The organism is Streptomyces sp. VNUA24, from assembly GCF_029167005.1.
Classification (GTDB): Bacteria; Actinomycetota; Actinomycetes; order Streptomycetales; family Streptomycetaceae; genus Streptomyces; species Streptomyces scabiei.
In genome coordinates this window covers 3,474,504-3,499,497 of record NZ_CP119143.1, presented here as the reverse complement: position 1 = coordinate 3,499,497, position 24,994 = coordinate 3,474,504, and the positions used below count along the sequence as shown (strand labels likewise).

The window sequence follows — 24,994 nt, the reverse complement described above, 5'->3', positions numbered from 1 at the left end:
TCCGGCAGACCGAGCGCCGATCGGGTGCCCGCCTCCGGTCAGCCTCCGGCGGCGGGGCCGGCCGTGCCGGAGAGGGCCTCCAGGTCGCTTTTGCGGACCCTGATCACGAAGACGGCGGTGGCCAGGGCCAGTACGGCCATCGCGACAGCCGGGACGAACGCCGTCGAGATGCCCTGCGCGAGCACTTCATGACTCCAGGGCGCGGGGAGCTGCTGGGTCCTGGCGAACTCGGCCTTCTGCTCGGCGGTGGACTGCGCCATGAAGAGCTGCACCTGCTTCTCCGCCTCGTCTCGGCTGGCCGTACCGAAGACCGTGGTGAGGATGGAGAGGCCGAGCGAGCCGCCCACCTGCTGGGTGACGTTGAGCAGGCCGGAGGCGGCACCCGCTTCGTGCGGGGCGACCCCGGAGACCGCGGTCAGGGTGAGCGTCACGAAGTTGAGCCCCATGCCGAAGCCGAACATGACCATCGGGCCGAGCACCCCGCCGAGGTACGAGCTGTCGGGGCTGATCATGGTCTGCCAGCCCAGGCCCAGAACGACCATCGTGGAACCGGCCATCATGAACGGCTTGGGTCCGAGCACGGGCAGGAACCGCTGGGACAGCCCGGCGCCCGTGACGATCGCGACGGTCACCGGGAGGAAGGCCAGGCCGGCCTCGATCGGCGTGTACCGCAGCACGTTCTGCACGAACAGCACGATGAAGAAGAACATCCCGAACATCGCGGCCGCGAGGCTCAGCATGATCACGTACGTGCCCGAGCGGTTGCGGTCGGTGAACATCTTCAGCGGGGTGATCGGTTCCCTGGCGCGCCGTTCGATGAGGCCGAACATCAGCAGCAGGACCGCGGCCGCCGTGAAGGACCCGATGGTCAGGCTGTCGCGCCAGCCTTCCTCCGCCGCGCGGATGAACCCGTAGACCAGCGAGGCCATACCGGCCGTCGAGGTGAGCGCGCCCGCGACGTCGAACCGTCCCGGGTGCCGTTCGGACTCGCTGATGTACATCGGGGCGAGGACGGCGATCAGCACGCCGATGGGTACGTTGACGAAGAGCACCCATCGCCAGTCGAGCCACTCGGTGAGCATGCCGCCCGCGAGCAGACCGATGGCTCCGCCGCCCGCGGAGACCGCGGCGAAGACGCCGAACGCCCGGTTCCGCTCAGGGCCTTCGGCGAACGTCGTGGTGATGAGCGCCAGCGAGGTCGGGGACGCGATCGCCCCGCCGACGCCCTGGAGGGCGCGTGCCGCCAGCAGCTGCCAGGGCTCCTGGGCGAGTCCGCCGAGCAGTGAGGCGAGCGTGAAGACGAGGATTCCGGTCATGAACACACGGCGGCGGCCGAGGATGTCCCCCGCCCGGCCGCCGAGGAGCAGCAGACCACCGAAGGTCAGTGTGTAGGCGCTGACCACCCATGTCAGGTCGGTGGTGCTGAACTTGAGCGCGTCTTGAATGTGCGGGAGCGCGATGTTCACAATCGTCGCGTCGAGTACCACCATGAGTTGGCAGGCCGCGATGACGGTGAGCGCGATGCCGGGACGCCCCTCCCGGCGGGCTGCTCCCGGCTTCTGATCCTGAATCAACGGAGAGGTTGTCACTATGGGTCCCCCACAACTGCCTTAGTGAACGCTTGCGTTCACTGACGCGTCCACGGTAGTGAGTCCCCCTTAGTGAACGCAAGCGTTCATTGAAGTCGCTGTCGTGGAGGCGTCGCGCCCTCGTTTCCGCTCCCCGCACCCCGCACCCCGCTCCCCGCCCCTCGGCTCAACGGAGAAATACAGATGGTCACTTCGCGCTGGACGGCCGCTCCCGCTCAGACGGCCTCCCCGCGTCGGCGCGGCGCCGTACTGGAGCGCGCCATCCTCGATGCCGCGCTCGAACAGCTCAGTACGGTCGGCTGGAGCGGCCTCACCATGGAGGGAGTGGCCGCGGGCGCCCAGACGGGCAAGGCGGCCGTCTACCGGCGCTGGCCCTCCAAGGAGGACCTGGTCGCCGACGCGCTCCGGGCGGGACTGCCTCGCTTCGAGGAGTCGCCGGACCTCGGGAGCGTGCGCGAGGATCTGCTGGAGCTGTGCCGTCAGGCGCGCGAGGCGATGTTCTCCCGGCCCGGCTTCGCCCTGCGTTCGGTCATTCACGAATGCGACAACCTCCAGGCCGAACGCTTCCATGCTGTGATCATCGGCGGCGTCGTGGAGCCGACGGTCAGGCTGTTGAGAGAGGTCGTCGAGCGGGGAATCCGGCGCGGCGAAGTGCGCCCCGACGCGGCGAACAGCTACGTCTTCGACGCGATCCCAGCCATGATGATGTACCGCTCGAAGGTGTGCGGAAGCGAATGGAGCGAGCGGGACATCAAGGAACTGATCGACCAGTTGATGGTGCCGCTGCTGCGGCGACGGGGTGCTTGAGCCGACTCGCGGGCGGGTCTGGGGCGACCCCGGAAAACCTGGGTGTCGAGGAGGGGTGCGGGCGGCGTAGGCTAAGGGCGCCATGCCGTACGAACCACCTACCCACACCGTCGAGCGCTCTCTGCGTGCCACGACCGGAGCGAAGATCGTCGCCGGTGTCGACGAGGTGGGGCGCGGAGCGTGGGCCGGCCCCGTCACCGTCTGCGCGGCGGTCACCGGGCTGCGCCGACCGCCCGAGGGCCTCACCGACTCCAAGCTCCTGACGATCAAGCGACGCGAGTCGCTCTCCGAGGAACTGCTGAAGTGGGTGACGTCGCACGCCCTCGGTCACGCCTCTCCGGAGGAGATCGACGACCTGGGCATGACGGCCGCTCTGCGGCTGGCGGCGGTACGGGCCCTGGAGGCCCTTCCCGTACGGCCCGACGCGGTCATCCTCGACGGCAAGCACGACTACCTGGGCTCGCCCTGGCGGGTGCGCACGGTGATCAAGGGCGACCAGTCCTGTGTCGCCGTGGCGGCCGCCTCGGTGATCGCCAAGGTTCAGCGCGACAAAATGATGGCCGAACTGGGTGTCGACCATGCAGACTTCGGTTTCGCGGCCAACGCCGGGTATCCGTCGCCTGTCCACAAGGCCGCGCTGGCGGAGCGGGGCCCCACCCCGTACCACCGGCTGTCGTGGGCGTATCTTGATGCGCTGCCCCAGTGGCGGCACCTCAAGAAGGCCCGCAACTGGGCGGACGGAAACGTTCCGGAGATCGAGGGCCAGCTCGGCTTCGATTTCTGACCGATCCGTTCGCACTCATGTGCCACCCGCCGACGCGAGTCGCACCGGCGTTTGATAAAAATCAGCTCATGCCTCTCCTTCCCGAGGAGCCTCAGATTCACGAGAGTGCCCAGGGCCCGCGTGCCACTCCGGCCAGCGGCCGGGTCGCACCGACCCCCCGTCCCGTACCCGGTCCCCGTCCCGCGGCTCCGCCGCGTCCCGGTCGTCCGGGTCCTGCCCGGCCGGTGCCGGCCCAGCGTGCGGCGCATGCCGCGCCCAGGCCCGGGCCGTCCGCTCCTGCCGCCACCCCTTCTGCCGCGACCCCGCAGATCCAGCTGATCCCGGCCTCGGCCGAGGGGGCGCTGGACGCCGCCGAGGAAGCCGTCGACCTGCTGTTGGAGTCGGGCCGCGCCCCCGGCGACGTGCTGGTGATCACCACCGGCGAGCCGCACCCGTGGGCCGCCCACGAACTCTCCTTCGGTGAGGCCGCCTACTGGGCGCAGCACGACGCGGGCGACGACGTCTTCTACGCCGATGCCTCGGCCACCGAGCGGGCCGCGTCGCGTCCCGTGGTCGTGGTCGCGGTCAACGGCGGGACCGATGCCGTCGCCGCGCACGCGCTGCCCAAGGCCCTCGGCCGGGCCGGGGCCCTGTTGATCGTGTGCGGCGACCCGCAGACGATCAACTCGGTCCTGGGCGCCGGAGTCTGAGCGACTGCGGAACCCGCCCCGGTCGGCCCTCAGGGGTCACCGGGGAGCCGTTGTGCGCCCGGACGACGCTCCGGGTGCCCGGGCGGCCACACCCCGCGACGGGGCGCTTCGGCGTGCCTGCGGGGTGTTTCGGCATGCCCGGGGGCGCCTTGCGGGGGCGGTGTGGGCCGGGGTGCAACTTCGTGGGTCTAGTGGCGTGCGGGTGTCCCGTGTGGTGCGGGGTGCGGGGTGCGGTGCCGCACTGTGCGGTCTACGAGGTGCGGTGCCGCCGCTGGTCTGGAGCCGGTCGGCTTGGCGCCGTTCGGCCCGGGGCGGGGTGGACGGCACCGGGGTGCGGTGCGAGGGGGTGTGCCGGAGTGCGGTGATCGGGGCCGGGTGATCGGCGTGCGGTCGTTACCGCACCGCTGCGGGCGGGCCCGGGGTGTGGGTCGACCCTCAGTCGACCCACACCGCATCGGGCATGCACCGGACATGCGCTGGAGGCCGCAGCCTCAGTGGCTCACCGTGCCGCGGCGCGGCGGAGCACCTCCGAGGCGACGCCGCCGGTGCGCGGCATGGGCGGCGGCGTCAAGGCCGTGGCGAAGGGCTCGGCCGGCGAGTCCGCGTGGGGACGGCGACCGCCCCGGCCCTCCCCGAGAACCTGCCAGCCGTCACGTGTCAGCGTGATGTACGCGCCGCAGCGCAGCCCGTGCAGCGTGCAGGCGTCCCGCAGCCCCCACATCCACGCCCCGTCCTCCTCCGTCCAACGCGCGTCACCGTCACGGCAGTAGAGCAGCACCGCCGTCCGTACCGGGGTCCGTCGGCGCAGATCGTGCGGAATCACCCGTCTCAGCTGGGCGAGGAGCGCGTTGCGGAACATCCACCCGTCGGCCGGTGACGGACGCCGGATGAACGAGGCACTCGCCCGCAGCCGTTCGTCCGGATCCAGGACGGCGATGACCGCTGTCGAGGGCCGGGGCTGATGCCGCGCGTGCAGCCCACTGACGACCTCCCGGGGATTGCGCAACAGCGGAATCCCGGCGGCGGCCCATTCCGCGGGCTCGAGCATCCGGTTGGCGGAAGCGGCGGACTGGTCGGCAGACGTCGACACGGAGGCCGCCGAGGACGGAGCGAATCCGAAGGTCACGATCCTCCCTTCGGCTACGCGCCCACTCTGAGGGCGAGGGTCGGACTTGGGGGAGCGCACGCCGCGGCAGAAGCCCTACCGATTCACGGTGAGGCCGTGCGGGGAGCGGACTCCAATTCTTCCTGGCGAACTTGGTTGCGGCAACGAGCAATTGGGGCCACTGACAGTTTTGTGGTGATTCACAGCTTATATCCCTGCACAGAGGACTCGACGGCAACGCCCGGGCAGCACGGCACCCCGCCGGGCGACCCGTCGGTCACGCCCGGACGGCCAGCACGAGAGGCAACACCCCCTGTGCGCCCGCGCGCCGGAGCATGCGCGCGGTGACAGCGAGTGTCCAGCCGGTCTCCGTGGCGTCGTCCACCAGGAGCACCGGCCCGCCCGCCTCCCGAAGGGCGGCGGCCAGCTCGGGCGGTACGGTCAGGGCCCCGTCGAGTGCCTTGAGCCGTTGCGCGCTGTTGCTACGGGTGACCTGGGAGACCGCGCCGGTGTACGCCACCGACCCCAGCAGCGGCATACGGCCGATCTCGGCGATCCGCGCGCCCAGGGAGCCGATCAACTGCGGCCGGGACCGCGAGGCCATGGTCACGACACCCACCGGACGGGGCGGTGCGTCGGGCTGGCCGGAGGCCCAACCGCCCGGCCCCTTCGCCCAGTCGGCCAGCACGGCGACCACGGCCTTGGCCACATCGTCCGGAACCGGCCCGTCCGGGGACTGGGGGGCGAGCATCGGCCGCAGGCGGTTGCCCCAGCCGATGTCCGACAACCGCCCCAGGGCCCGTCCGGGGGCGGCCTGCTCCCCGGCCGGAATGCGCCCCTTCAGATCGACCCCCACGGCAGGCAGCCCCGTCGGCCACATCTTGCGGGGCTCGACCTCGACACCCGCGCGCCCCAGCTCGCCGCGCGCCGCGTCCAGAGCCGCCGGGGAGACGGACTCCGCGAATCCGGTCTTCGTGCAGTTGTCGCACCGCCCGCACGGGACGGCCTCCTCGTCGTCCAACTGCCGCCGCAGGAACTCCATGCGGCAACCCGGTGTCGCCACGTAGTCACGCATGGCCTGCTGCTCGGCGGCGCGCTGCTTGGCGACCCAGGCATAGCGCTCGGTGTCGTACACCCAGGGGGCGCCGGTGGAGATCCAGCCGCCCTGGACGCGTCGGACCGCACCGTCCACGTCGAGGACCTTCAGCATGGTCTCCAGGCGGGAGCGCCGTAGTTCCACCAGGGGTTCTAGGGCGGGGAGAGACAGCGGTCGCTCCGCGTGGGCGAGGACGTCCAGCGTGCGGCGCACCTGCTCCTCCGGAGGAAAGGCGACGGAGGCGAAGTACTCCCAGATCGCCTGGTCCTCCTTGCCGGGCAGCAGCAGCACCTCCGCGTGCTCCACGCCACGGCCGGCGCGGCCCACCTGCTGGTAGTACGCGATGGGGGAGGAGGGCGAGCCCAGGTGGACCACGAAGCCCAGGTCGGGCTTGTCGAAGCCCATGCCCAGCGCGGAGGTGGCGACCAGGGCCTTGACCCGGTTGGCGAGCAGGTCCTCCTCGGCCTGCTGCCGGTCCGCGTTCTCGGTCTTGCCCGTGTACGACGCCACCGTGAGCCCGCACTGGCGGAGGAAGGCGGTGACCTCCTCCGCCGCGGCCACGGTGAGTGTGTAGATGATCCCGGAGCCCGGCAACTCCTCCAGATGGTCGGCGAGCCAGGCCATGCGGTGGGCGGCGTCGGGCAGTTCGAGCACCGCCAGGCTCAGGCTCTCGCGGTCCAGCGGCCCTCGCAGCACCAGCGCGTCGGTCCCGCCGCCGGTGCCCAGCTGCTCGGCCACATCGGCGGTCACGCGCGCGTTGGCCGTCGCGGTGGTGGCGAGCACCGGGACACCGGACGGGAGGTCGGCCAGCATGGTGCGCAGCCGGCGGTAGTCGGGGCGGAAGTCGTGGCCCCAGTCCGAGATGCAGTGCGCCTCGTCCACCACGAGGAGACCGGTCGCGGCCGCCAGCTCGGGCAGCACCTGGTCGCGGAAGTCCGGGTTGTTGAGCCGCTCGGGGCTGACCAGGAGCACGTCCACGGTGCCCGCGGTGACCTCCTGGCGGATGGTGTCCCACTCCTCCGTGTTCGAGGAGTTGATGGTCCGTGCCGCGATTCCGGCGCGGGCGGCCGCCTCCACCTGGTTGCGCATCAGCGCGAGGAGCGGCGAGACGATGACGGTGGGCCCCGCGCCCCGCTCGCGCAGCAGCGCGGTCGCGACGAAGTACACCGCGGACTTGCCCCAGCCCGTGCGCTGCACCACCAGGGCTCTGCGCTTGTCCGCGACCAGTGCCTCGATGGCGTGCCACTGGTCCTCGCGCAGTCTCGCGGCGCCCGCCGGGGCGCCGACGAGACGGGCGAGCACGGCATCGGCGGTCGTGCGCAGATCTTGGCGGTCCGTGGTGGGCCGGTCTTCGTCGCTCATGGCCCCATGCAACCCGATGCCTCGGACATCGCGCGAACGAGCGGGCCGAACTGTGGACAACTTCTGACGTGGCCATGTTCGGACTTATCCACAGGGCGAAGCGGAATTTCAAGATCCGCGAGATGGTCGCCGCATGACGAATCACAGCGAAGCGGCCGGGACCTCCGGCAACAGTGACATCAGCGGGCAGAACGGGTGCGGCGGAAGTCGCGAGCCCTCCGTCCGCGCGGGACACGGCGCGGCCGCCGACAGCCGCGGGGAACCGCAGGTGACCCTCCGCACCCCCGCCGAACTCGCCGACGCCCTGCCCTACCTGTTGGGCTACCGCCCCGAGGACAGCATCGTCCTCGTCGCACTGCACGACCGGGACACCCGTGGCCGGTTCGGCGGCAGGGCCCGGCTGGGCATCCCGGCCCAGACGGACGACTGGCCGTCCGTCGCCCAACAGCTGGCCCGCGGTCTGGTCACCGGCAGCGAGCGCCGGGGAGCCAAACCGGAGAGCATGGTCGCCTTCCTCTGCCAGGACCCGGCGAGCGGCGAGTCCGCACGTGACGTCATGGAACGACTGAGGCCACTCGCCCAGCTGCTGCGCAGGGCCTGCGGCAGCATGGATGTGCCGGTGGTCGAGGCCCTGTGCATCTCCGACGGCCGTTTCTGGTCCTACTGCTGCCCGGGCAACGGATGCTGCGCGGCCGACGGGGAACCGATGGGACTCCCGGGCACCTCGGTCCTGGCCGCTGCCGCCACCTACGCCGGCCTTCAGGTCAGGGGCTCGCTGAGGGAACTGCGGGCCAGGCTCATGCCGTGGGAGACCGCCGCCGCGCTCCAGCAGGAAGCAGCTCTCGACTCCGCCCAGTCCGCCCTCATCCCCAGGATTCTCGACGTGGACAGCCGGACGGAGGTGGCGGAGGAGACCCTCGCGGTGGCGCGGCGCGTCATCGGGCGCCTGGCGGAGGTTCCGCCCGGCCCCGCCACGCTGGACGCGGACCTCCGCGACGACGCACTCGTCGGGCACGACGACGCGGCCACCCTGATCCTCGGACTCCAGGACCGGGCCACCCGCGATCGAGCCGCCGAATGGATGGAGGGCGACGAAGCGGGCCCCGCGCTCCGTCTCTGGCGCGCCCTCGCCCGCCGATGCGTCGGCCCCTACGGCGAACACGCCGCCGCCCCGCTCACGCTCGTCGGCTGGGTCGCCTGGTCCTCCGGAGACGAACTGGAGGCCCGCGAAGCCCTGGCCATGGCCCTGGCCGCCGACCCCGAGTACCTCTTCGCCCGCCTCCTCCACCAGGCATGCAACGACGGGCTCGACCCCGAGACCATTCGCCGCTGTCTGCGCGCGGAACGCCGAGGACGCGATCTCGCGGCTGCCCCTGCCGGCGCGGGGACCGGTGGCCGGACCAGCTCCCTCGCCCCTTCGCCCCATCCGCACCCGGTCTCGGACCTGCCCTGCGTCGTGACCGGCGCCCGCCGCCGACGCAGGCCCCGGGCGGAAGGAGGCATCGGAGACCGTGCCGTCCGGCGGTCGTCCGCTGCCCCGCCCGCCCGCCGCGCGCGCTCCGCCGACGGCAGCCCACCGATCGGCCGGAAGCCGGGGCGTACGGCGAACGTGGCGAGCGGCCGGGCGCGCGGGCGCCGCGGCACCGGAGGGCAGTCCAAGGAGAGCGAGTCGTGAGCGCACGGATCCGGTCGCGCCCTCCCGCAGCCGTGCTGTGCCTGTTGATCCCTCCCCTCCCTGTGTCGTGCTGGATCTGGGCGTGCCTGAGTCTGGTGCTCGCCCACCGGGATCGTGCGAGCCGAGCCCGGGGAGCCGGCGCGAGAGCCCTTCCCTCGCTCTTGCGGCAGGTGGCCATCCTGTTCGACAGGGCCGCCCGCCGGGCAGTGCCGCACCGGCCGCGCGGCCGCACCGGGCCGGAGCCCCAGCGGGGTGCGCGTCTTCCGGCCCGCAGGGTTGCGGCGACGTGCACACGGCCCGCGCGCCGCCCGCGTACGGCACGACGGCTGCGCGCCGAGCCGGGGGCGTCCGAGTCCGGCGTTCGTCGCGTCCCGGCCTTCGTGCGCACGGCGGCACGAGGTGCCGGTTCGGAAGGCTTGTCCCGACGCGGGCGTGACCCGGAGCACAGCCGTTCCGTTCACCTGTGTGGCGGTACCCATGGCCTGGTCCCGCCGTTCCGTGACCCCGTCCCTCTCCGGCTCCCCACCTGGTGCCGAGCGCACCCCGAGCGCGCCGAAGACAGAAGAAGCCGCCCCATGCCCCTCTCCTCGTTGCCCGACGCCCCGGACGACGTTCCGACCTTCCGCCCGCCCGTCCAGCCCTCTCCCCGCACCCGTGGGGACGGCATCGACGCTCCCCGTCCGGAGATCGCCGTCCCGGCCGGACGCGCCCCGGCGCCTCACTCCCCGGCGCCCCACACCCCGGCGGCACGCGCCGCCGGCGCACGGTCAGGCGGCCCCGGTGCCCTCGCGCCCGGTACCGAGGGCCCTTCGGCACTCGGGCATTCGGGTAGGGCGAGCTCGTCGGCTCCGCAAGCTCCTCCCGCCCCTGGCGCGCGCCGCCCCAGGGAGCTGCCCCCGGCCCACACCACGCTGATCTGTGTCGCCCTGCCGGGCCTCGCGATCTCGACGGACCAGGGCCAGCTGAACGGCAGTGGGCTGGAGGGTTTCTACCGCGCGGGACGGCGCATGCTCTCCCGCTGCCAGGTGAGAGTGGCCGGACGTGAACCGCTCGCCGTGCAGGCCCGGATGGTGACCGCCGACCGGGCCCGGTTCGTGGCGACACTGCGTCTGTCCGCGGACTCCGGACCGGATCCGGACGTCATGGTCGAGCGCACCCGGTACGCCGACGGCACGGAGCGGATCACCCTGCGGAACACGGGCCTCCGGCCGCTGTGCCTGCCCGTCGAGGTGTCCCTGGGCACGGATCTCGCGGAGCTGGGGGCGGTCGCCTCCGGCGGCGCGGGCCCGGAACTGCCCGCGACCGTGCACGGCTCCGGCCTCCGCTGGTCCTGCGCGAAAGGGCACTCCACGGTGTCCGCCCACCCTCCGCCCGCCGACGCCCTGGCCTCCGCAGGACTACTGCGCTGGGAGCTGCACCTCCCGCCCGGCGGCAGCCGGAGCGTGGAACTGCGCGTGCGACCCGACGGCACAGGACCCATCAGACCGGTGGGGCGCGGCGCCACCAGCCCGCTCGCCCCGGCCCGCGTCGCGGGAGACGATCCGGTGGCGCAGTCGCTGCTGCCCACCTGTCTCGAAGATCTCGAGGCGCTGCTGCTGCGCGACCCGGGAAACCCGGCAGACACCCACCTCGCGGCGGGCGCACCCTGGCGCTGCGGACTGGCACCGGCCGACGCGCTCGCCGCGGCCCGGATGACGCTGCCGCTCGGCACGCGCCTCGCGGCAGGCACGCTGCGCACTCTGGCCCGCACCCAACTCGCGGGCAGGGACGCCCGGTCCGGCATGATCCCGGGACCCCGGCGGGACGCGGGCCCGCATCTGCCACCGGGGTGCACGGGCACGGAGGCGACCCTGTTGTTCCCCGTCCTCCTCGCGGAGGCCCGGAGATGGGGACTCCCCGAACAGGAGACGGAGGCACTGCTGCCCGCCGCCGAGCGCTGCCTGCGCTGGCTGCTGGAAGCGGTCGGCAACGGTGTCTACCTGCCCGATCCGCCTCCCGGCGGACCGCTGCGCTGCGAGACCCAGGCCCAGGCACACCGGGCCGCGCTGCTGGGTGCCGACCTTCTCGACGCGTACGGCCGGCGGGGCGGCGCCGAGCTGCGCAACTGGGCGGGAGAGCTGCGCAGCCGGTTCGGGGCGGACTTCTGGATCGACGACCGGGGCGGCGGCAGACCCGCGGCCGCCCGCACCCCGGACGGGCGTCCTGTGCCGCACCTGGGCGCCGGCGCCGCACATCTTCTCGACACCGGGCTGCTCGGTGGGGGAGAGCAGGCTGAGGGACTCCTCGACAAGGTGCGGACCGAGCAGCTCGCCCGACTGCTCGGAGGGCCCGCGATGGACTCGGGGTGGGGGCTGCGGAGCCTGGGGGCGAAAGAGGCCGCGTACAACCCCTTCGGTCATCGCAGCGGTGCCGTGCGTGTCCACGAGACGGCGGTCGCGGTCGCGGGACTGGCCGCCGCCGGATACGAGAAGGAGGCGAGCGCCCTGCTGAGGGGCGTGCTGGCGGCGTCGGAGAGCTTCGGCCATCGGCTGCCGGAGATGTACGCGGGGGAGCAGCGGACCGCCGGCGGCGCACCGCTGCCGCACCCGGCCGCCTGCAGACCGGCCGCGACGGCGGCTGCCGCCGGGGTGCTGCTGCTCACCACCCTCGTCGGGATCCGCCCCGACGCCCCCGCCCGGACGGTGACCCTGCGGCCGGTTCGCAGTGCGCCGCTGGGCGAGATCGGCATGACGGGACTGCGTGTCGCCGGCGCCCCCTTCGCCGTACGCGTCAGCAGGCTGGGGCTCGCGATGGTCGAGGAGGCGGCCGACGGACTGCAGTTGGGAGTGTGACCTCGCGCGACACGGGACGGCACCACGGACGGCGTCGGCTCTCCGCGCCCCGAGGGCGGCCTGCGGGAAAGAGGGCGAACCGAAGTGGATCACGTGGGGAAGCGGACACGAAGGGAGTGTTTATCGTCAGGCAGACGACTATGATCGCCGCATGCCCTACGACCCGTCGGACTATCCGCCCTTCGCCGTCACCGTGGACCTGGTCGTGCTGACCGTCCGTCGCCACGCGCTCTGCGCACTGACGGTACGGCGGGGCGAACAGCCTTTCCAGGGGCGGTGGGCGTTGCCCGGTGGCTTCGTGCGGCCGGACGAGGACCTGTCGCAGGCCGCTGCCCGGGAACTGGCCGAGGAGACGGGCCTGACCGCCCATGAACCGTCCGAACCGGCTCAGGACAACGGCGCGCACCTGGAGCAGTTGGCGACCTACGGCGACCCGAAGCGCGACCCCCGGATGAGAGTCGTCAGCGTCGCCCATCTCGCCCTCGCCCCCGACCTGCCCGCGCCCCGGCCGGGAGGGGACGCCAACAGCGCACGCTGGGCGCCCGTGGAGGAGTTGCTGGAGCAGGGCGGCTACGGGCGTGACGGTGACCCGGTGGCGCCCTTGGCGTTCGACCACGCACAGATCCTGGCGGACGGGGTGGAGCGTGCCCGCTCCAAGATCGAGTACTCGTCGCTGGCCACCGCCTTCTGCCCGCCGGAGTTCACGGTCGGTGAGCTGCGGCGTGTCTACGAGGCCGTGTGGGGTGTGGCGCTGGACCCGCGCAACTTCCATCGCAAGGTGACGGGAACGCCGGGCTTCCTGGTGCCCACCGGCGGTACCACCACCCGGCAGGGGGGCCGCCCCGCCCAGCTCTTCCGGGCCGGCGGCGCCACCCTCCTCAACCCGCCGATGCTGCGCCCCGAGGTCTGATCCGGCGGAGAGGGGGAGGGTCCGCCGCCGGGCGCGGTGGTCTCGCCCGTGGGGGCCGCCGGGGTGTCGACCGGAGGGCGCGGCGAAGTCCGGGGCTCGCGAACTGTGCGGGGCTCGCCCGGTGACCGCGAGGCGCTCCGCGAAGTACAGCGCAAGGTACCCGGGAAAACGGACATATCGCGCTATCTTGCCTAGGGTGATCCAGGCCATCGGATTGACCAGCAATCCCCGCAAGGAGTTCCCCCCCGCCGTCGACGATGTGTCCTTCGAGGCGCACTCCGGCCGTGTCACCGCACTCCTCGGGGCTCCCGGTGCGGGCAAGTCGACGGTTCTGAGACTCGCCCTCGAACTCCAACACGGCCGTGGGGTGGCCTACTTCAGAGGCCGCCCCCTCCACAGGATCGCCCACCCCACACGCGAAGTGGGCGTCCTCCTCGGCGACGTGCCCGGGCACCCCGCCCGCACGGTCCGGGGCCACCTGCGCATGCTGTGCGCGGCCGCCGGGCTGCCCGGGCGGCGTGCCGACGAAGTCCTGGAGGTAGTGGGGCTGGTCAGCCTCCGCGATGCGCGGCTGAACACGCTCTCGCGAGGCATGGACCGTCGCCTCGGCCTGGCCTGCGCTCTGCTGACCGACCCGCACACCCTGGTGCTGGACGATCCCGCCGACGGACTGGCGGTGCGCGAGGGGCGGTGGCTGCACGGGATCATGCGGGCGCACGCCGACCAGGGCGGCACGGTCCTGTTCACCACCGTCGATCCGAAGGAGGCGGCGCGCACCGCCGACCGGGTCCTCACGCTCGAACGAGGCAGGCTCCTTGCCGACCAGGAGGTCGCGGACTTCTCCCGTACCCGGCTCCGGCCCCGGGTCGCCGTCCGCACCCCGTACGCCGCCCGGCTCGAAGTGCTTCTCGCGAAGGAGGCCCGGACGGCGCGACGTTCCGTGGAGGTCGTGCGGGAGGGCGGCAACCGGCTGTCGGTGTACGGCAGTACCTGTGCCGAGATCGGTGAGACCGCCTTCCGGCACGGCGTCCTCGTCCATCAACTCGCCGACGAGATCGGGGACATGGGACCCACGCCCTCACCCACGCCCTCGCCCTCGCTCACGCCCTCACCGTCGCCGTCGGGGGTGTCATCCGCGCCCTCGTCGGTCGCCGGGGAAGACGCGGTGCCGGCCGAGCTCGCGTGGGGCCCGGCCAGGGAGGCCGAAGGGCCGGCGGAGGAGTGCCGGGTGCCCGCGGACGAGCTCTGCGCATCCGAGGCCGGCAGCGCCGTCGCCGCGCCCGCGAACTCCCCTCGGTCGGCCCCGGTCGAGTCGTGGGACTCTGCTGACGAGGCGTCGGAGGTCAACCCGACGCCTCTCGCCGCCCCCCGATCCGCTGAACCCTTCGCACCCCGCGCGGATCCCGAGACGAATGATCATTTCGGTCCGTGTGATGATCCCGGCCCCCGTGACGACCTCGGGCTCCGCCCGGCTCGCGGCCCGCGCGACGCGCCCTATGCCGAGCCGCAGTCGCAGCCGCAGTCGCTTCCGTCGCTGCCACCGCTGCCCCCACCCATCACCGTGCGCCCGGCGCCGAGCCCGCTGCGGCCGTTGCGCTACGAGCTGCGGCGGGCGGGCGGGGTCGGCACCGCCTACGTCACCACCGCGGCCGTCCTCGTCACCTCCGCCCTCGTGGCGGTGTTCCTGGCAGGGATCGGGCACACCCCACAGCCACGGCTGCTGGCGGCGTGGCCGCGTGAGCTGCCGCTGCCGCCCGCGGCCATCGGGGCGGGGCTGCTCGGGGCCATCGCCTTCGGCGACGAGTTCCGCCACCCCGCCCTTGCCGCGGACCGCGGCACCGTCCCCCGGCGCTTGGGGCTGCTCCTCGCGAAACTCCTCGTCGCGGCGGTCACCGCACTGCTGCTTGCCGTCCTCACCGTGGGCTGTGACCTCGAAGTGCTCTATCTCGTCTACGGACCGGAGCTCGTCTCGGTCCCGGCCGGCTGGTTCCCGCTCGGCGCGAGCTGGCTCGGCCTCGTCGTGGGGTGCGCCTGGGCCGGGGTGCTCGCGGCGGGCGTCTTCCGGTCCACGTCCGCCGGGCTCGCGGCCGTGGTCGCCGTCCCCCTCGTCGTCGTACCCCTGGTGCAGAAGGCGCTGGAGGGGGCGACCGTGCGGAGCGCGGTCGGGTTTCCGGTGCGGCTGCGTGAACTCCTGCTGGTGCAGTGGCCGTTCGGGGGAGGGCGGTATCTGGAGGCCGTGGCCCGGGCGATCTCCCAACCCGTGGGAGGGGCGCTGCTGTTGTCGCTGACGGCACTGCTGGGGGCCTACGTGTTCACCAACCTCCGCGCCCGGGTCAGGTGATGATCGTCCTCATCCTTTCGTGCTCACTGTCCGTGCCCTTCCGTTGGTGCAATGCGCACAACTCCTCGTAGAACGCCCATTTCTTTCCGATAAGGCGTCAATTGCGACGGGGTGAGCGATCACCCTTTCGTGTGCTTTTCACCAAAGACCTCAAGGGAGTTGGAAACGCAGCCGACAAAGGATGCGTGAGTACCCTTGCGCACACCATGATGACCGCCGCCCGCTCCGCCGACTCCGGCCTCGCAGGACCGGGCGAACTCGACCGCTACCCCTACGCCGAACCCGCGAGCGTCGACCGCGTGGGCCTCCCCGCCTGGGACGGCGCGGACCCCGAACTGGGCCGCGTGGGCCGCCGCGCCGCCGGGAGCCGCGGACGCGGACTGCACGGCCAACTCGTCCAGCAGCTAGGCCAGATGATCGTCTCCGGCGACCTCGGCGCGGACCGCCCCCTCGTCCCCGAGGAGATCGGCCAGCGCTTCGAGGTCTCCCGCACCGTCGTCCGTGAATCCCTGCGTGTCCTGGAGGCCAAGGGCCTGGTCAGCGCACGCCCGAACGTCGGCACGCGCGTCCGGCCGGTCAGCGACTGGAACCTGCTCGACCCCGACATCATCGAATGGCGGGCCTTCGGTCCGCAGCGCGACAACCAGCGGCGCGAGCTCAGCGAGCTGCGGTGGACGATCGAGCCGCTGGCCGCCCGTCTCGCCGCCGGCCACGGGCGCGACGACGTGCAGCAGCGCCTCGCCGACATGGTCGAGCTCATGGGCCACGCCATGGCCCAGGGCGACCCGCTGACCTTCTCGCGCGCCGACGCCGAGTTCCACTCGCTGCTCATCCAGCTCGCGGGCAACCGGATGCTGGAGCACCTCTCCGGGATCGTCTCCTCCGCCCTCCAGGTCTCCGGCGGCCCGGCCACCGGATGTGACCGGCCGACCGAGTCGACCCTCACGCACCACGCCCGGATCGTCGACGCCCTCGCGGCGGGCGACGGAGGGGCCGCCGAGGCGGCCATGCGGCAGCTGCTCACCGTCCACCCCGAGGTGGAGCGTGTGGTGCCGGCGCCGCGCGAGCACTGAGGGCGCGCCGCGAGCGGTACGAGGCCGGTGCGGCCGGGGCGCCGACCCTTCGGCGGCGTCACTCGGCCGGCGGACCCGTGCCGCCGGGCCCCAGCGAATCCTCCCAGGGGTTCGGCGGGGCCCGGCGGCGCGAGCGAGGCGCGATGCCTCCAGGACCGCGCGCCACCAGGGCTGTCCCGGACGTCGGAACGCGTGCATCACCCGGCGATCGACCGGCGATCCACCGACGATCGACCAGCGATCACCCGACGATCGCCCGGCGCATAGCCGGACCAGCCGCCGGGCCAGCCGCCGGGTGAATCGCCGGTGAATCGTCGGACCGGTCCCCTCCACGGGGGTCGACAGGCGCCGGGTGATCGGCGAGAGTGGCGAGGTCCACCGGGACGGCGGGTTCGACCGGAACGGTGCGGTCGATCGGAGCGGCGGGATCCGGCAGGTGTGCCGGGCCCGGCGAGAGTGCTCGGGCCGGGCGAGGCGCCGGGACCGGCCGCCCGGGGAACCGGCGCGCGAGCGCACCGAGGCGAAGGACACCGCCCGGCAGGGCATCCGGCGGCCGCCGCGAAGACGGCCCGCCGGACCTGGCCGGGACGATGATCCGGAACACGGAGTTCATTCGGGAAGCGTTCGGGTACCAGTCCTAACAGAACCGGTTGTGGCCTCGATCGATCGCCTCTGCCAGTGTCTGACCGCTTTTGCGCGCTTACGGGGTGTGACTCGGGCCACGCAGATTGGGCGTAACGCTCGTGGGAACAACGCGATGACCTAAGAGGCGACAGCCGCGGAGGGAATACGGACGCCGTTCATGGCGCTGTGCATCTCCCCGGCCCCCGCCCGCACCGTCGGCCCACTCCCAAGCCGGTGGTCGGCTCCGGTCCGTAGTGGACGGGGCCGGAAGCCGTTTTCCAACGTTCCGAGAGGTTGTTCGTGTCGGCCAGCACATCCCGTACGCTCCCGCCGGAGATCGCCGAGTCCGTCTCTGTCATGGCGCTCATTGAGCGGGGAAAGGCTGAGGGGCAGATCGCCGGCGACGATGTGCGTCGGGCCTTCGAAGCTGACCAGATTCCGGCCACTCAGTGGAAGAACGTACTGCGCAGCCTCAACCAGATCCTCGAGGAAGAGGGTGTGACGCTGATGGTCAGTGCCGCGGAGCCCAAGCGCACCCGAAAGAGCGTCGCAGCGAAGAGTCCGGCCAAGCGCACCGCCACCAAGACGGTCGCGGCGAAGACGGTGACCACCAAGAAGGCCACTGCCGCAGCCGCCCCCGCGGAGCCCGTGGCCGACCCCTCCGGCGAGGACGTCGCACCCGCCAGGAAGGCCGCCGCCAAGAAGGCGGTCGCCAAGAAGGCGGCCCCCGCCAAGAAGACCGTAGCCGCCAAGAAGACGGCGGCGAAGAAGACCACCGCCAAGAAGGACGACGCCGAGCTCACCGAGGAAGAGGTCCTCGAGGAGGCACCCGGCGGCAAGCCCGGCGACGAGCCCGAGGGCACCGAGAACGCCGGTTTCGTGCTCTCCGACGAGGACGAGGACGACGCGCCCGCCCAGCAGGTCGCCGCCGCCGGTGCCACCGCCGACCCGGTCAAGGACTACCTCAAGCAGATCGGCAAGGTCCCCCTGCTCAACGCCGAGCAGGAGGTCGAGCTCGCCAAGCGCATCGAGGCCGGTCTGTTCGCCGAGGACAAGCTGGCCAACGCCGACAAGCTCGCCCCCAAGCTCAAGCGCGAGCTGGAGATCATCGCCGAGGACGGCCGCCGCGCCAAGAACCACCTCCTGGAGGCCAACCTCCGTCTGGTGGTCTCCCTGGCCAAGCGCTACACCGGCCGCGGCATGCTCTTCCTGGACCTGATCCAGGAGGGCAACCTCGGTCTGATCCGCGCGGTCGAGAAGTTCGACTACACCAAGGGCTACAAGTTCTCCACGTACGCCACCTGGTGGATCCGTCAGGCGATCACCCGCGCCATGGCCGACCAGGCCCGCACCATCCGTATCCCGGTGCACATGGTCGAGGTCATCAACAAGCTCGCGCGCGTGCAGCGCCAGATGCTCCAGGACCTGGGCCGCGAGCCCACCCCGGAGGAGCTGGCCAAGGAACTCGACATGACCCCCGAGAAGGTCATCGAGGTCCAGAAGTACGGCCGCGAGCCCATCTCGCTGCACACCCCGCTGGGCGAGGACGGCGACAGCGAGTTCGGTGACCTCATCGAGGACTCCGAGGCCGTCGTCCCGGCCGACGCGGTCAGCTTCACGCTCCTGCAGGAGCAACTGCACTCCGTCCTCGACACGCTCTCCGAGCGCGAGGCGGGCGTCGTCTCCATGCGCTTCGGTCTCACCGACGGTCAGCCGAAGACCCTCGACGAGATCGGCAAGGTGTACGGCGTCACGCGCGAGCGCATCCGCCAGATCGAGTCCAAGACGATGTCGAAGCTGCGGCACCCGTCCCGCTCGCAGGTGCTGCGCGACTACCTCGACTAGGGACGGCACGGCACCCGCCGACCCGTCGCTCCCGCAGGCCCGGTTCCCCCGAAGGAGCCGGGCCTTCGGCGTGTGTGCGGCTGCGGAAGCCGATCCGGTGGATCACTCTGGGTGTGCCATCCCTGTCCCGGAGTGAGGAGCGCGCATGCGTCGATCGTTCGCCCGACTGCTGGCCGTCGCGGCCACCACGGCCGTCATACCGCTGGCGTCACCGCCGCCGGCGACGGCCGAGGTCGTCATCGGCGGTCATCCGGTAGAGATCTCCCAGGCGCCGTGGACGGTGGCCCTGGCCAGCCGTGACCGGTTCGGAGGTACGCGGGCAGGACAGTTCTGCGGCGGTGTCGTGATCGGCCGCTCGACCGTCCTGACGGCCGCCCACTGCCTCAGCGAGAGCGTGCTGGGAGGTCCTCCGGAGCGTGTCGGCGATCTGAGGGTCATCGCGGGCCGCGCCGAACTGCAGTCCGCCGAGGGCCAGGAGATCGCGGTGAGCGGCGCCTGGGTCGATCCGGCGTACGACCCCTACACGAACGCCGGGGACTTCGCGGTGGTGACGCTGGCCTCACCCCTGCCCGAGACCTCGGTCATCGGGCTGGCGGAGGCCGGCGACCCCGCCTACGGGCCCGGCACCCCGGCCGCGGTCTACGGCTGGGGGGACACCACCGGTGCCGGGGACTACGGCCGGAGTCTGCGGGCCGCGCCGGTGCAGGTGCTGGCCGACGAGGTCTGTGAGAGGGCCTACCCGGGCAGCGCGGACGGGCGGTTCCTGTCCGGGTCCATGGTGTGCGCCGGGGAGCAGGACGGCGGCCGGGACGCCTGCCAGGGGGACAGCGGAGGGCCGCTGGTCGCCCAGGGGAAGCTGATCGGCCTCGTCTCCTGGGGGAGCGGCTGCGGGCTCGCCGGGAGCCCGGGGGTCTACACCAGGGGCTCGTACATCGCCCGGGTGCTCACCGGAGGCCGCTGAGACGCGGCTCACGGCCCCGCGGCGGGCGGGTGCGGAACGAGAGCGGGCGGCCACCCCGTGGGTACGGGAGTGGCCGCCCGGTCACCGGCCTCGAGCCGGTGGCGGCTCGTCGTCAGGTGCGAAGCGTCAGCGCTCGTCCTCTTCTGCGGTCGCGGGAACGGCCGTGAGCCGCTCCGTCTCGTCCTGTATCTCCGCGGCGATCTTCTTGAGCTCCGGCTCGAACTTGCGGCCGTGGTGGGCGCAGAACAGCAGCTCTCCACCGCTCAGCAGGACGACGCGCAGGTAGGCCTGGGCGCCGCAGCGGTCGCATCGGTCAGCGGCCGTCAGCGGGGTCGCGGGGGTCAGAACAGTAGTCACGTCGCCTCTTCTCTAGCTCGACGAGCTGTCGTACCAGGGTCAACATCCAACCAGGCCGAAAACGTTCCCGCTCGCGGCTTTAACTCGAAAAAATCTTTCCGGGCCGGCTGTCTGCTGCCGGTTGGCGGCGAATGAGCCGTAGTGCGTGTCTTCGTGTCGTACGGGCTTCGCGCTGTCTGTCGGTGGTTCTGGTGGTCGTTCTTTCGGCTGTACGGTCCTCCCGGCTGGGTTGCCGGTTGTTCAAGAGGACGTGCCCGGAGCCTAAATGGTTCATGCCTCGAAGGGAACGTGATATGTACTTCACCCCATCGAGGGATCGAACGTGTATGCGAGTCTGGACTACCCTGAGTTTCGCCACGAGGGTGGCGTTACAGCGGCTCTACCAGGGCTCGGTACCCTCGAACCGGCAACAGAGCCCGGCCCCTTACCCAAAAGGGCCTCACCTGAAATTCAGCGAGGAGCGAACCGCGTGACCGCCGATACGTCCGTGCCGTCCACAGCGCTGCTGACCGGAGCAGACCGGGACGGTTCCAACTACACCGCGCGGCACCTGCTCGTCCTCGAGGGGCTCGAGGCCGTGCGGAAGCGCCCCGGCATGTACATCGGCTCGACCGACAGTCGAGGCCTGATGCACTGCCTGTGGGAGATCATCGACAACTCCGTGGACGAGGCCCTCGGGGGCTACTGCGACCACATCGAGGTGATCCTCCACGACGACGCCTCGGTCGAGGTGCGGGACAACGGCCGGGGCATCCCGGTCGACGTCGAGCCCAAGACCGGCCTGTCCGGTGTCGAGGTCGTGATGACCAAGCTGCATGCCGGCGGCAAGTTCGGCGGCGGCTCGTACGCCGCATCCGGCGGTCTGCACGGTGTGGGCGCCTCGGTGGTGAACGCGCTCTCCGCCCGCCTGGACGTGGAGGTGGACCGCAACGGCAGCACCCACGCCATCAGCTTCCGGCGCGGCGTGCCCGGCGCCTTCGCGGGCACCGGGCCGGACGCCAAGTTCGAGACCGGCGGGCTGCGCAAGGGCAAGCGGATCCCCAAGACGCGCACCGGCACGCGCGTGCGCTACTGGGCCGACCGCCAGATCTTCCTCAAGGACGCCAAGCTCTCCCTGGAGCACCTCCACCAGCGCGCCCGGCAGACCGCCTTCCTCGTCCCCGGACTGACGATCGTCGTCCGGGACGAGTTCGGCCTCGGCGAGGGCGGCAGCAAGGGTGAGGAGTCGTTCCGCTTCGACGGCGGCATCAGCGAGTTCTGCGAGTACCTGGCGTCCGACAAGCCCGTCTGCGACGTCCTCCGCTTCTCCGGGCAGGGCACCTTCAGGGAGACCGTGCCGGTCCTCGACGAGCACGGTCAGATGACCCCCACCCAGGTCACCCGCGAACTGGGCGTGGACGTCGCCATGCGCTGGGGCACCGGGTACGACACGACCCTCAAGTCGTTCGTGAACATCATCGCCACCCCCAAGGGCGGCACCCATGTGGCGGGCTTCGAGCAGGCCGTGGCCTCCACCATGAACGAGGTGCTGCGCGCCAAGAAGCTGCTGCGCGTCGCCGAGGACGACATCGTCAAGGACGACGCCCTCGAAGGTCTCACGGCCGTCGTCACCGTGCGTCTCGCCGAACCTCAGTTCGAGGGGCAGACCAAGGAGGTCCTCGGTACCTCGGCGGCCCGCCGTATCGTCGCGCAGGTGATCGCCAAGGAGCTCAAGGCGTTCCTGACCTCGGCCAAGCGTGACGCCGCCGCGCAGGCGCGGGTCGTCATGGAGAAGGCGGTCGCCGCCGCGCGGACCCGGATCGCCGCACGACAGCACAAGGACGCGCAGCGGCGGAAGACTGCGCTGGAGTCCTCGTCGCTGCCCGCCAAGCTCGCCGACTGCCGCAGCGACGACGTGGAGCGCAGCGAGCTGTTCATCGTCGAGGGCGACTCGGCGCTCGGTACGGCCAAGCTCGCGCGGAACTCCGAGTTCCAGGCGCTGCTGCCGATCCGCGGCAAGATCCTGAACGTCCAGAAGTCGTCCGTGACCGACATGCTCAAGAACGCCGAGTGCGGCGCGATCATCCAGGTCATAGGGGCAGGGTCCGGACGTACGTTCGATATCGACGCGGCGCGCTATGGCAAGATCATCATGATGACCGACGCCGATGTGGACGGCTCGCACATCCGCTGCCTGCTGCTCACCCTCTTCCAGCGGTACATGCGGCCGATGGTCGAGGCGGGGCGGGTCTTCGCGGCCGTGCCGCCGCTGCACCGGATCGAGCTGGTCCAGCCGAAGAAGGGGCAGGACAAGTACGTCTACACGTACTCGGACCGCGAGCTGCGCGACCGGCTGCTGGAGTTCCAGAACAAGGGCGTCCGGTACAAGGACTCCATCCAGCGCTACAAGGGCCTCGGCGAGATGGACGCGGACCAGCTGGCGGAGACGACCATGGATCCGCGTCACCGGACGCTGCGGCGGATCAACCTGTCGGATCTGGAGGCCGCTGAGCAGGTGTTCGACCTGCTGATGGGCAACGACGTCGCCCCGCGCAAGGAGTTCATCTCCAGCTCGGCGGCCACGCTGGACCGGTCGCGGATCGACGCCTAGCCGCGGCGCAGGGCTTCGTCGGAGGGCGTCCGGGCCGGTCCCGGACGCCCTCCCTCGCGTGAGGGCCGGGGCATTCCGCAGGCGCGTCGCCCCTCCCGGCTGCCACGGGTGCGGAGGCCCTTCCCGGGTGGGGGAGGCTGGCCGGTGTTTCACCTGATGGGGTGAACAATCGCGCAGAGGCACGCCGGGGGTCTTTCCGCTCTGTCCATGCTTGGGCATGCAGTCAAGCACCGGCCGTCCCCGCCGACGCGAGGGTGGTTCTGAGAACCCGGTTGAGCAGCACGAGGGACACGGCCTCGCCGACGAGGACGTGCGGTTCGACGATCCCTGGTACGACGCGCTGGCCTCCGGCTGGGGCGAGCTGGACGGCACGGACGGGCCCGCCCCGGCCGCCGCCGAGGCGAGCGGCAGCGGGGGCGGGGGAGCGGCGGAGGTCTACCTGGAGGTCCAGCGGAGCGCGGCCTTCCAGGAGGTGCGCAGCCGCTACCGCAGGTTCGTGATCCCCGGCGTCGCCCTCTTCTTCGGCTGGTACGTGGCGTACGTGGTGACGGCGACCACGGCACCGGGCCTGATGGCCCGGCCGGTGGCGGGCTCGGTGAACGTGGCGATGCTGGCGGGGCTCGGACAGTTCCTCACGACGTTCCTGTTCACCTGGGCGTACGCGCGGCACGCCAGGCTGCGCCGGGACCGGGCGGCGCTCGATCTGCGCTGGGACACCCAGGAGTTGACGCGCGGCCTCCGAGGGGGCGTCCGATGACCACCGACCACCAGATGCTGGCGCTGCTGCTGTTCAGCCTGTTCGTGGCGGTCACGTTGGGCATCACCACCTGGGTCAGCCGTCACCGGCACGGCTCGGCGGAGGAGTTCTACGCCGGGGGGCGGTTGTTCTCCCCCATGGAGAATGGTTTTGCCATCGCGGGCGACTACATGTCCGCCGCGTCCTTCCTCGGTATCTCGGGGCTCATCGCCCTCTTCGGGTACGACGGGCTGCTCTACTCGGTGGGCTTCCTGGTCGCCTGGCTCGTGGTGCTGTTCCTGGTGGCCGAACTGGTGCGCAACTGCGGGCGGTTCACGCTCGCCGACGTGGTCGCGGCCCGGATGAGCGAGCGGCCGGTGCGGATCGCCGCGGGAACCTCCTCGGTGACCGTGTCCGTTCTGTACCTGGTGGCGCAGATGGTGGGAGCGGGCACCCTCGTCGCGCTGCTGCTGGGGGGAGAGAGCGGGGCGGCACAGGCCTGGACGGTCATCGGGGTGGGCGCGCTGATGGTCGTCTACGTGTCGCTGGGAGGGATGCGGGCCACCACCTGGATCCAGATCGTGAAAGCCGTCCTGCTCATGGGCGGGGCGGTCGCGCTGACCGTGCTCGTCCTGGTGCGGTTCCACGGCGACTTCGACCAGTTGCTGCGGACGGCCGCCGAGCGCAGCGGACACGGCGACGCGTTCCTCGCCCCCGGGCTGAAGTACGGCGGTGACTGGGTCGCGCGCTTCGACTTCATCAGCCTCGGACTCGCGCTGGTGCTGGGCACGGCCGGCCTGCCGCACATCCTGTCGCGCTTCTACACGGTGCCCACCGCACGGGCCGCGCGCCGCTCGGTGGTCTGGTCGATCGGCCTCATCGGCGGCTTCTATCTGATGACGATCGTGCTCGGCTTCGGCGCGGCGGCCGTGGTCGGCCCGGAGGCCGTACGCAGCTCCAACGCGGCCGGCAACACGGCGGTGCCGTTGCTCGCCCTCGATCTGGGCGGTGGCACGAACTCCACCGGTGGCACGGTCCTGTTCGCGATCGTCGCCGCCATCGCCTTCGCCACGATCCTCGCGGTCGTCGCCGGCATCACCCTCGCGTCGTCGGCGTCCGTCGCCCACGACCTGTACGCCTCGCTGCGGCGCAGACGTTCGAAGCCGCGCAGCGAGGTCGCCGTGGCCCGGACGGCCGCCGTCGGAGTCGGCATGGTCGCCATCGTGCTGGGGCTGCTGGCCAAGGATCTCAACGTGGCCTTCCTCGTGGGCCTCGCCTTCGCGGTGGCCGCCTCCGCCAACCTGCCCGTGCTGCTCTACTCGCTGTTCTGGCGCGGCTTCACCACACGCGGCGCGGTGTGGTCCGTGTACGGCGGGCTGGTCCCCTCCCTGGTCCTCGTGCTGCTGTCGCCGGTCGTGTCGGGCAGCGCCGACTCGCTCTTCCCCGGCCTCGACTTCCAGGTCTTCCCCCTGCAGAACCCCGGCCTGGTCTCCATCCCGCTGGGCTTCCTCGCGGGCTGGCTCGGCACGGTCCTGTCGGCCGAGCCGCCGGACGAGGCCAAGCACGCCGAGACGGAGGTGCGTTCGCTGACGGGCGCCGGGGCGGTGTGAGCGGTGGGC

At 71.8% G+C, this 24,994-nt stretch carries 17 protein-coding genes; 13 read left to right on the top strand and 4 right to left on the bottom strand.

What is annotated here, in order from left to right; genetic code table 11:
* Nucleotides 1-38 precede the first annotated feature (38 nt).
* A complete protein-coding gene (locus PYR72_RS14550; protein WP_275455754.1) occupies nt 39-1,589 on the bottom strand; it encodes an MFS transporter in 1,551 nt (516 codons plus the stop codon).
* Nucleotides 1,590-1,772: 183 nt separating this feature from the next.
* On the opposite strand from PYR72_RS14550, the gene PYR72_RS14545 reads away from it, so the two are divergent.
* The 3 genes from PYR72_RS14545 (at nt 1,773) to PYR72_RS14535 (ending at nt 3,869) form a co-directional block, all read left to right on the top strand.
* The gene (locus PYR72_RS14545) at nt 1,773-2,396 is read left to right on the top strand and encodes a TetR/AcrR family transcriptional regulator (protein ID WP_275455753.1); all 624 of its coding nucleotides are present in this window, start codon (nt 1,773-1,775) and stop codon (nt 2,394-2,396) included.
* 82 nt (nt 2,397-2,478) lie between these two features.
* Complete coding sequence (locus PYR72_RS14540; protein ID WP_275455752.1) at nt 2,479-3,180, top strand: ribonuclease HII; 702 nt, start codon at nt 2,479-2,481, stop codon at nt 3,178-3,180.
* A 68-nt stretch (nt 3,181-3,248) separates the two neighbouring features.
* Nucleotides 3,249-3,869, top strand: coding sequence for a hypothetical protein (locus PYR72_RS14535; protein WP_275455751.1), 621 nt, complete (start codon nt 3,249-3,251; stop codon nt 3,867-3,869).
* Nucleotides 3,870-4,368: 499 nt separating this feature from the next.
* On the opposite strand, the gene PYR72_RS14530 is transcribed toward PYR72_RS14535, so the two are convergent.
* Nucleotides 4,369-4,995: a hypothetical protein gene (locus PYR72_RS14530; protein ID WP_275455750.1), complete on the bottom strand. Its 627-nt coding sequence runs from the start codon at nt 4,993-4,995 to the stop codon at nt 4,369-4,371.
* A gap of 256 nt (nt 4,996-5,251) precedes the next feature.
* The gene (locus PYR72_RS14525) at nt 5,252-7,432 is read right to left on the bottom strand and encodes a RecQ family ATP-dependent DNA helicase (protein WP_275455749.1); all 2,181 of its coding nucleotides are present in this window, start codon (nt 7,430-7,432) and stop codon (nt 5,252-5,254) included.
* A 133-nt stretch (nt 7,433-7,565) separates the two neighbouring features.
* Here PYR72_RS14525 and PYR72_RS14520 point away from each other — a divergent pair, with 133 nt between their 5' ends.
* From PYR72_RS14520 to PYR72_RS14490, 7 genes are all read left to right on the top strand, one after another.
* Nucleotides 7,566-9,107 carry a DUF4192 domain-containing protein gene (locus PYR72_RS14520; RefSeq protein WP_275455748.1) on the top strand — a complete coding sequence of 514 codons (1,542 nt, stop codon included), beginning with the start codon at nt 7,566-7,568 and terminating at the stop codon, nt 9,105-9,107.
* An 890-nt stretch (nt 9,108-9,997) separates the two neighbouring features.
* Nucleotides 9,998-11,938, top strand: coding sequence for a glycogen debranching N-terminal domain-containing protein (locus tag PYR72_RS14515; protein WP_275460413.1), 1,941 nt, complete (start codon nt 9,998-10,000; stop codon nt 11,936-11,938).
* 151 nt (nt 11,939-12,089) lie between these two features.
* The gene (locus PYR72_RS14510) at nt 12,090-12,848 is read left to right on the top strand and encodes an NUDIX hydrolase (RefSeq protein ID WP_013000250.1); all 759 of its coding nucleotides are present in this window, start codon (nt 12,090-12,092) and stop codon (nt 12,846-12,848) included.
* A gap of 196 nt (nt 12,849-13,044) precedes the next feature.
* A complete protein-coding gene (locus PYR72_RS14505; protein ID WP_275455747.1) occupies nt 13,045-15,189 on the top strand; it encodes an ABC transporter ATP-binding protein in 2,145 nt (714 codons plus the stop codon).
* 185 nt (nt 15,190-15,374) lie between these two features.
* A complete protein-coding gene (locus tag PYR72_RS14500; RefSeq protein WP_079081799.1) occupies nt 15,375-16,262 on the top strand; it encodes an FCD domain-containing protein in 888 nt (295 codons plus the stop codon).
* Between the two features lie 924 nt (nt 16,263-17,186).
* Nucleotides 17,187-18,731 carry an RNA polymerase sigma factor gene (locus PYR72_RS14495; RefSeq protein ID WP_275455746.1) on the top strand — a complete coding sequence of 515 codons (1,545 nt, stop codon included), beginning with the start codon at nt 17,187-17,189 and terminating at the stop codon, nt 18,729-18,731.
* A 145-nt stretch (nt 18,732-18,876) separates the two neighbouring features.
* Nucleotides 18,877-19,692, top strand: coding sequence for a serine protease (locus tag PYR72_RS14490; protein ID WP_275455745.1), 816 nt, complete (start codon nt 18,877-18,879; stop codon nt 19,690-19,692).
* A gap of 126 nt (nt 19,693-19,818) precedes the next feature.
* Here PYR72_RS14490 and PYR72_RS14485 read toward each other — a convergent pair whose 3' ends face one another.
* Nucleotides 19,819-20,049 (bottom strand): hypothetical protein, encoded by a 231-nt coding sequence (locus PYR72_RS14485; RefSeq protein WP_184900160.1) that lies wholly within the window; start codon nt 20,047-20,049, stop codon nt 19,819-19,821.
* A 469-nt stretch (nt 20,050-20,518) separates the two neighbouring features.
* On the opposite strand from PYR72_RS14485, the gene PYR72_RS14480 reads away from it, so the two are divergent.
* The 3 genes from PYR72_RS14480 (at nt 20,519) to PYR72_RS14470 (ending at nt 24,985) form a co-directional block, all read left to right on the top strand.
* A complete protein-coding gene (locus tag PYR72_RS14480; protein ID WP_275455744.1) occupies nt 20,519-22,639 on the top strand; it encodes a DNA topoisomerase IV subunit B in 2,121 nt (706 codons plus the stop codon).
* A gap of 217 nt (nt 22,640-22,856) precedes the next feature.
* Complete coding sequence (locus PYR72_RS14475; protein WP_275455743.1) at nt 22,857-23,396, top strand: DUF485 domain-containing protein; 540 nt, start codon at nt 22,857-22,859, stop codon at nt 23,394-23,396.
* Entirely contained in the window at nt 23,393-24,985 is a 1,593-nt protein-coding gene (locus PYR72_RS14470) for a cation acetate symporter (protein ID WP_275455742.1), read from the top strand. The genes PYR72_RS14475 and PYR72_RS14470 overlap by 4 nt, the downstream gene beginning before the upstream one ends.
* Nucleotides 24,986-24,994: the final 9 nt, after the last annotated feature.

Bases quoted from the DNA above. Each gene is read 5' to 3' on its own strand.
- PYR72_RS14545 (WP_275455753.1), top strand. From the start codon at position 1,773: ATGGTCACTTCGCGCTGGACGGCCGCTCCCGCTCAGACGGCCTCCCCG.
- PYR72_RS14540 (WP_275455752.1), top strand. From the start codon at position 2,479: ATGCCGTACGAACCACCTACCCACACCGTCGAGCGCTCTCTGCGTGCC.
- PYR72_RS14535 (WP_275455751.1), top strand. From the start codon at position 3,249: ATGCCTCTCCTTCCCGAGGAGCCTCAGATTCACGAGAGTGCCCAGGGC.
- PYR72_RS14525 (WP_275455749.1), bottom strand. From the start codon at position 7,432: ATGAGCGACGAAGACCGGCCCACCACGGACCGCCAAGATCTGCGCACG.
- PYR72_RS14520 (WP_275455748.1), top strand. From the start codon at position 7,566: ATGACGAATCACAGCGAAGCGGCCGGGACCTCCGGCAACAGTGACATC.
- PYR72_RS14510 (WP_013000250.1), top strand. From the start codon at position 12,090: ATGCCCTACGACCCGTCGGACTATCCGCCCTTCGCCGTCACCGTGGAC.
- PYR72_RS14490 (WP_275455745.1), top strand. From the start codon at position 18,877: ATGCGTCGATCGTTCGCCCGACTGCTGGCCGTCGCGGCCACCACGGCC.
- PYR72_RS14475 (WP_275455743.1), top strand. From the start codon at position 22,857: ATGCAGTCAAGCACCGGCCGTCCCCGCCGACGCGAGGGTGGTTCTGAG.
- PYR72_RS14470 (WP_275455742.1), top strand. From the start codon at position 23,393: ATGACCACCGACCACCAGATGCTGGCGCTGCTGCTGTTCAGCCTGTTC.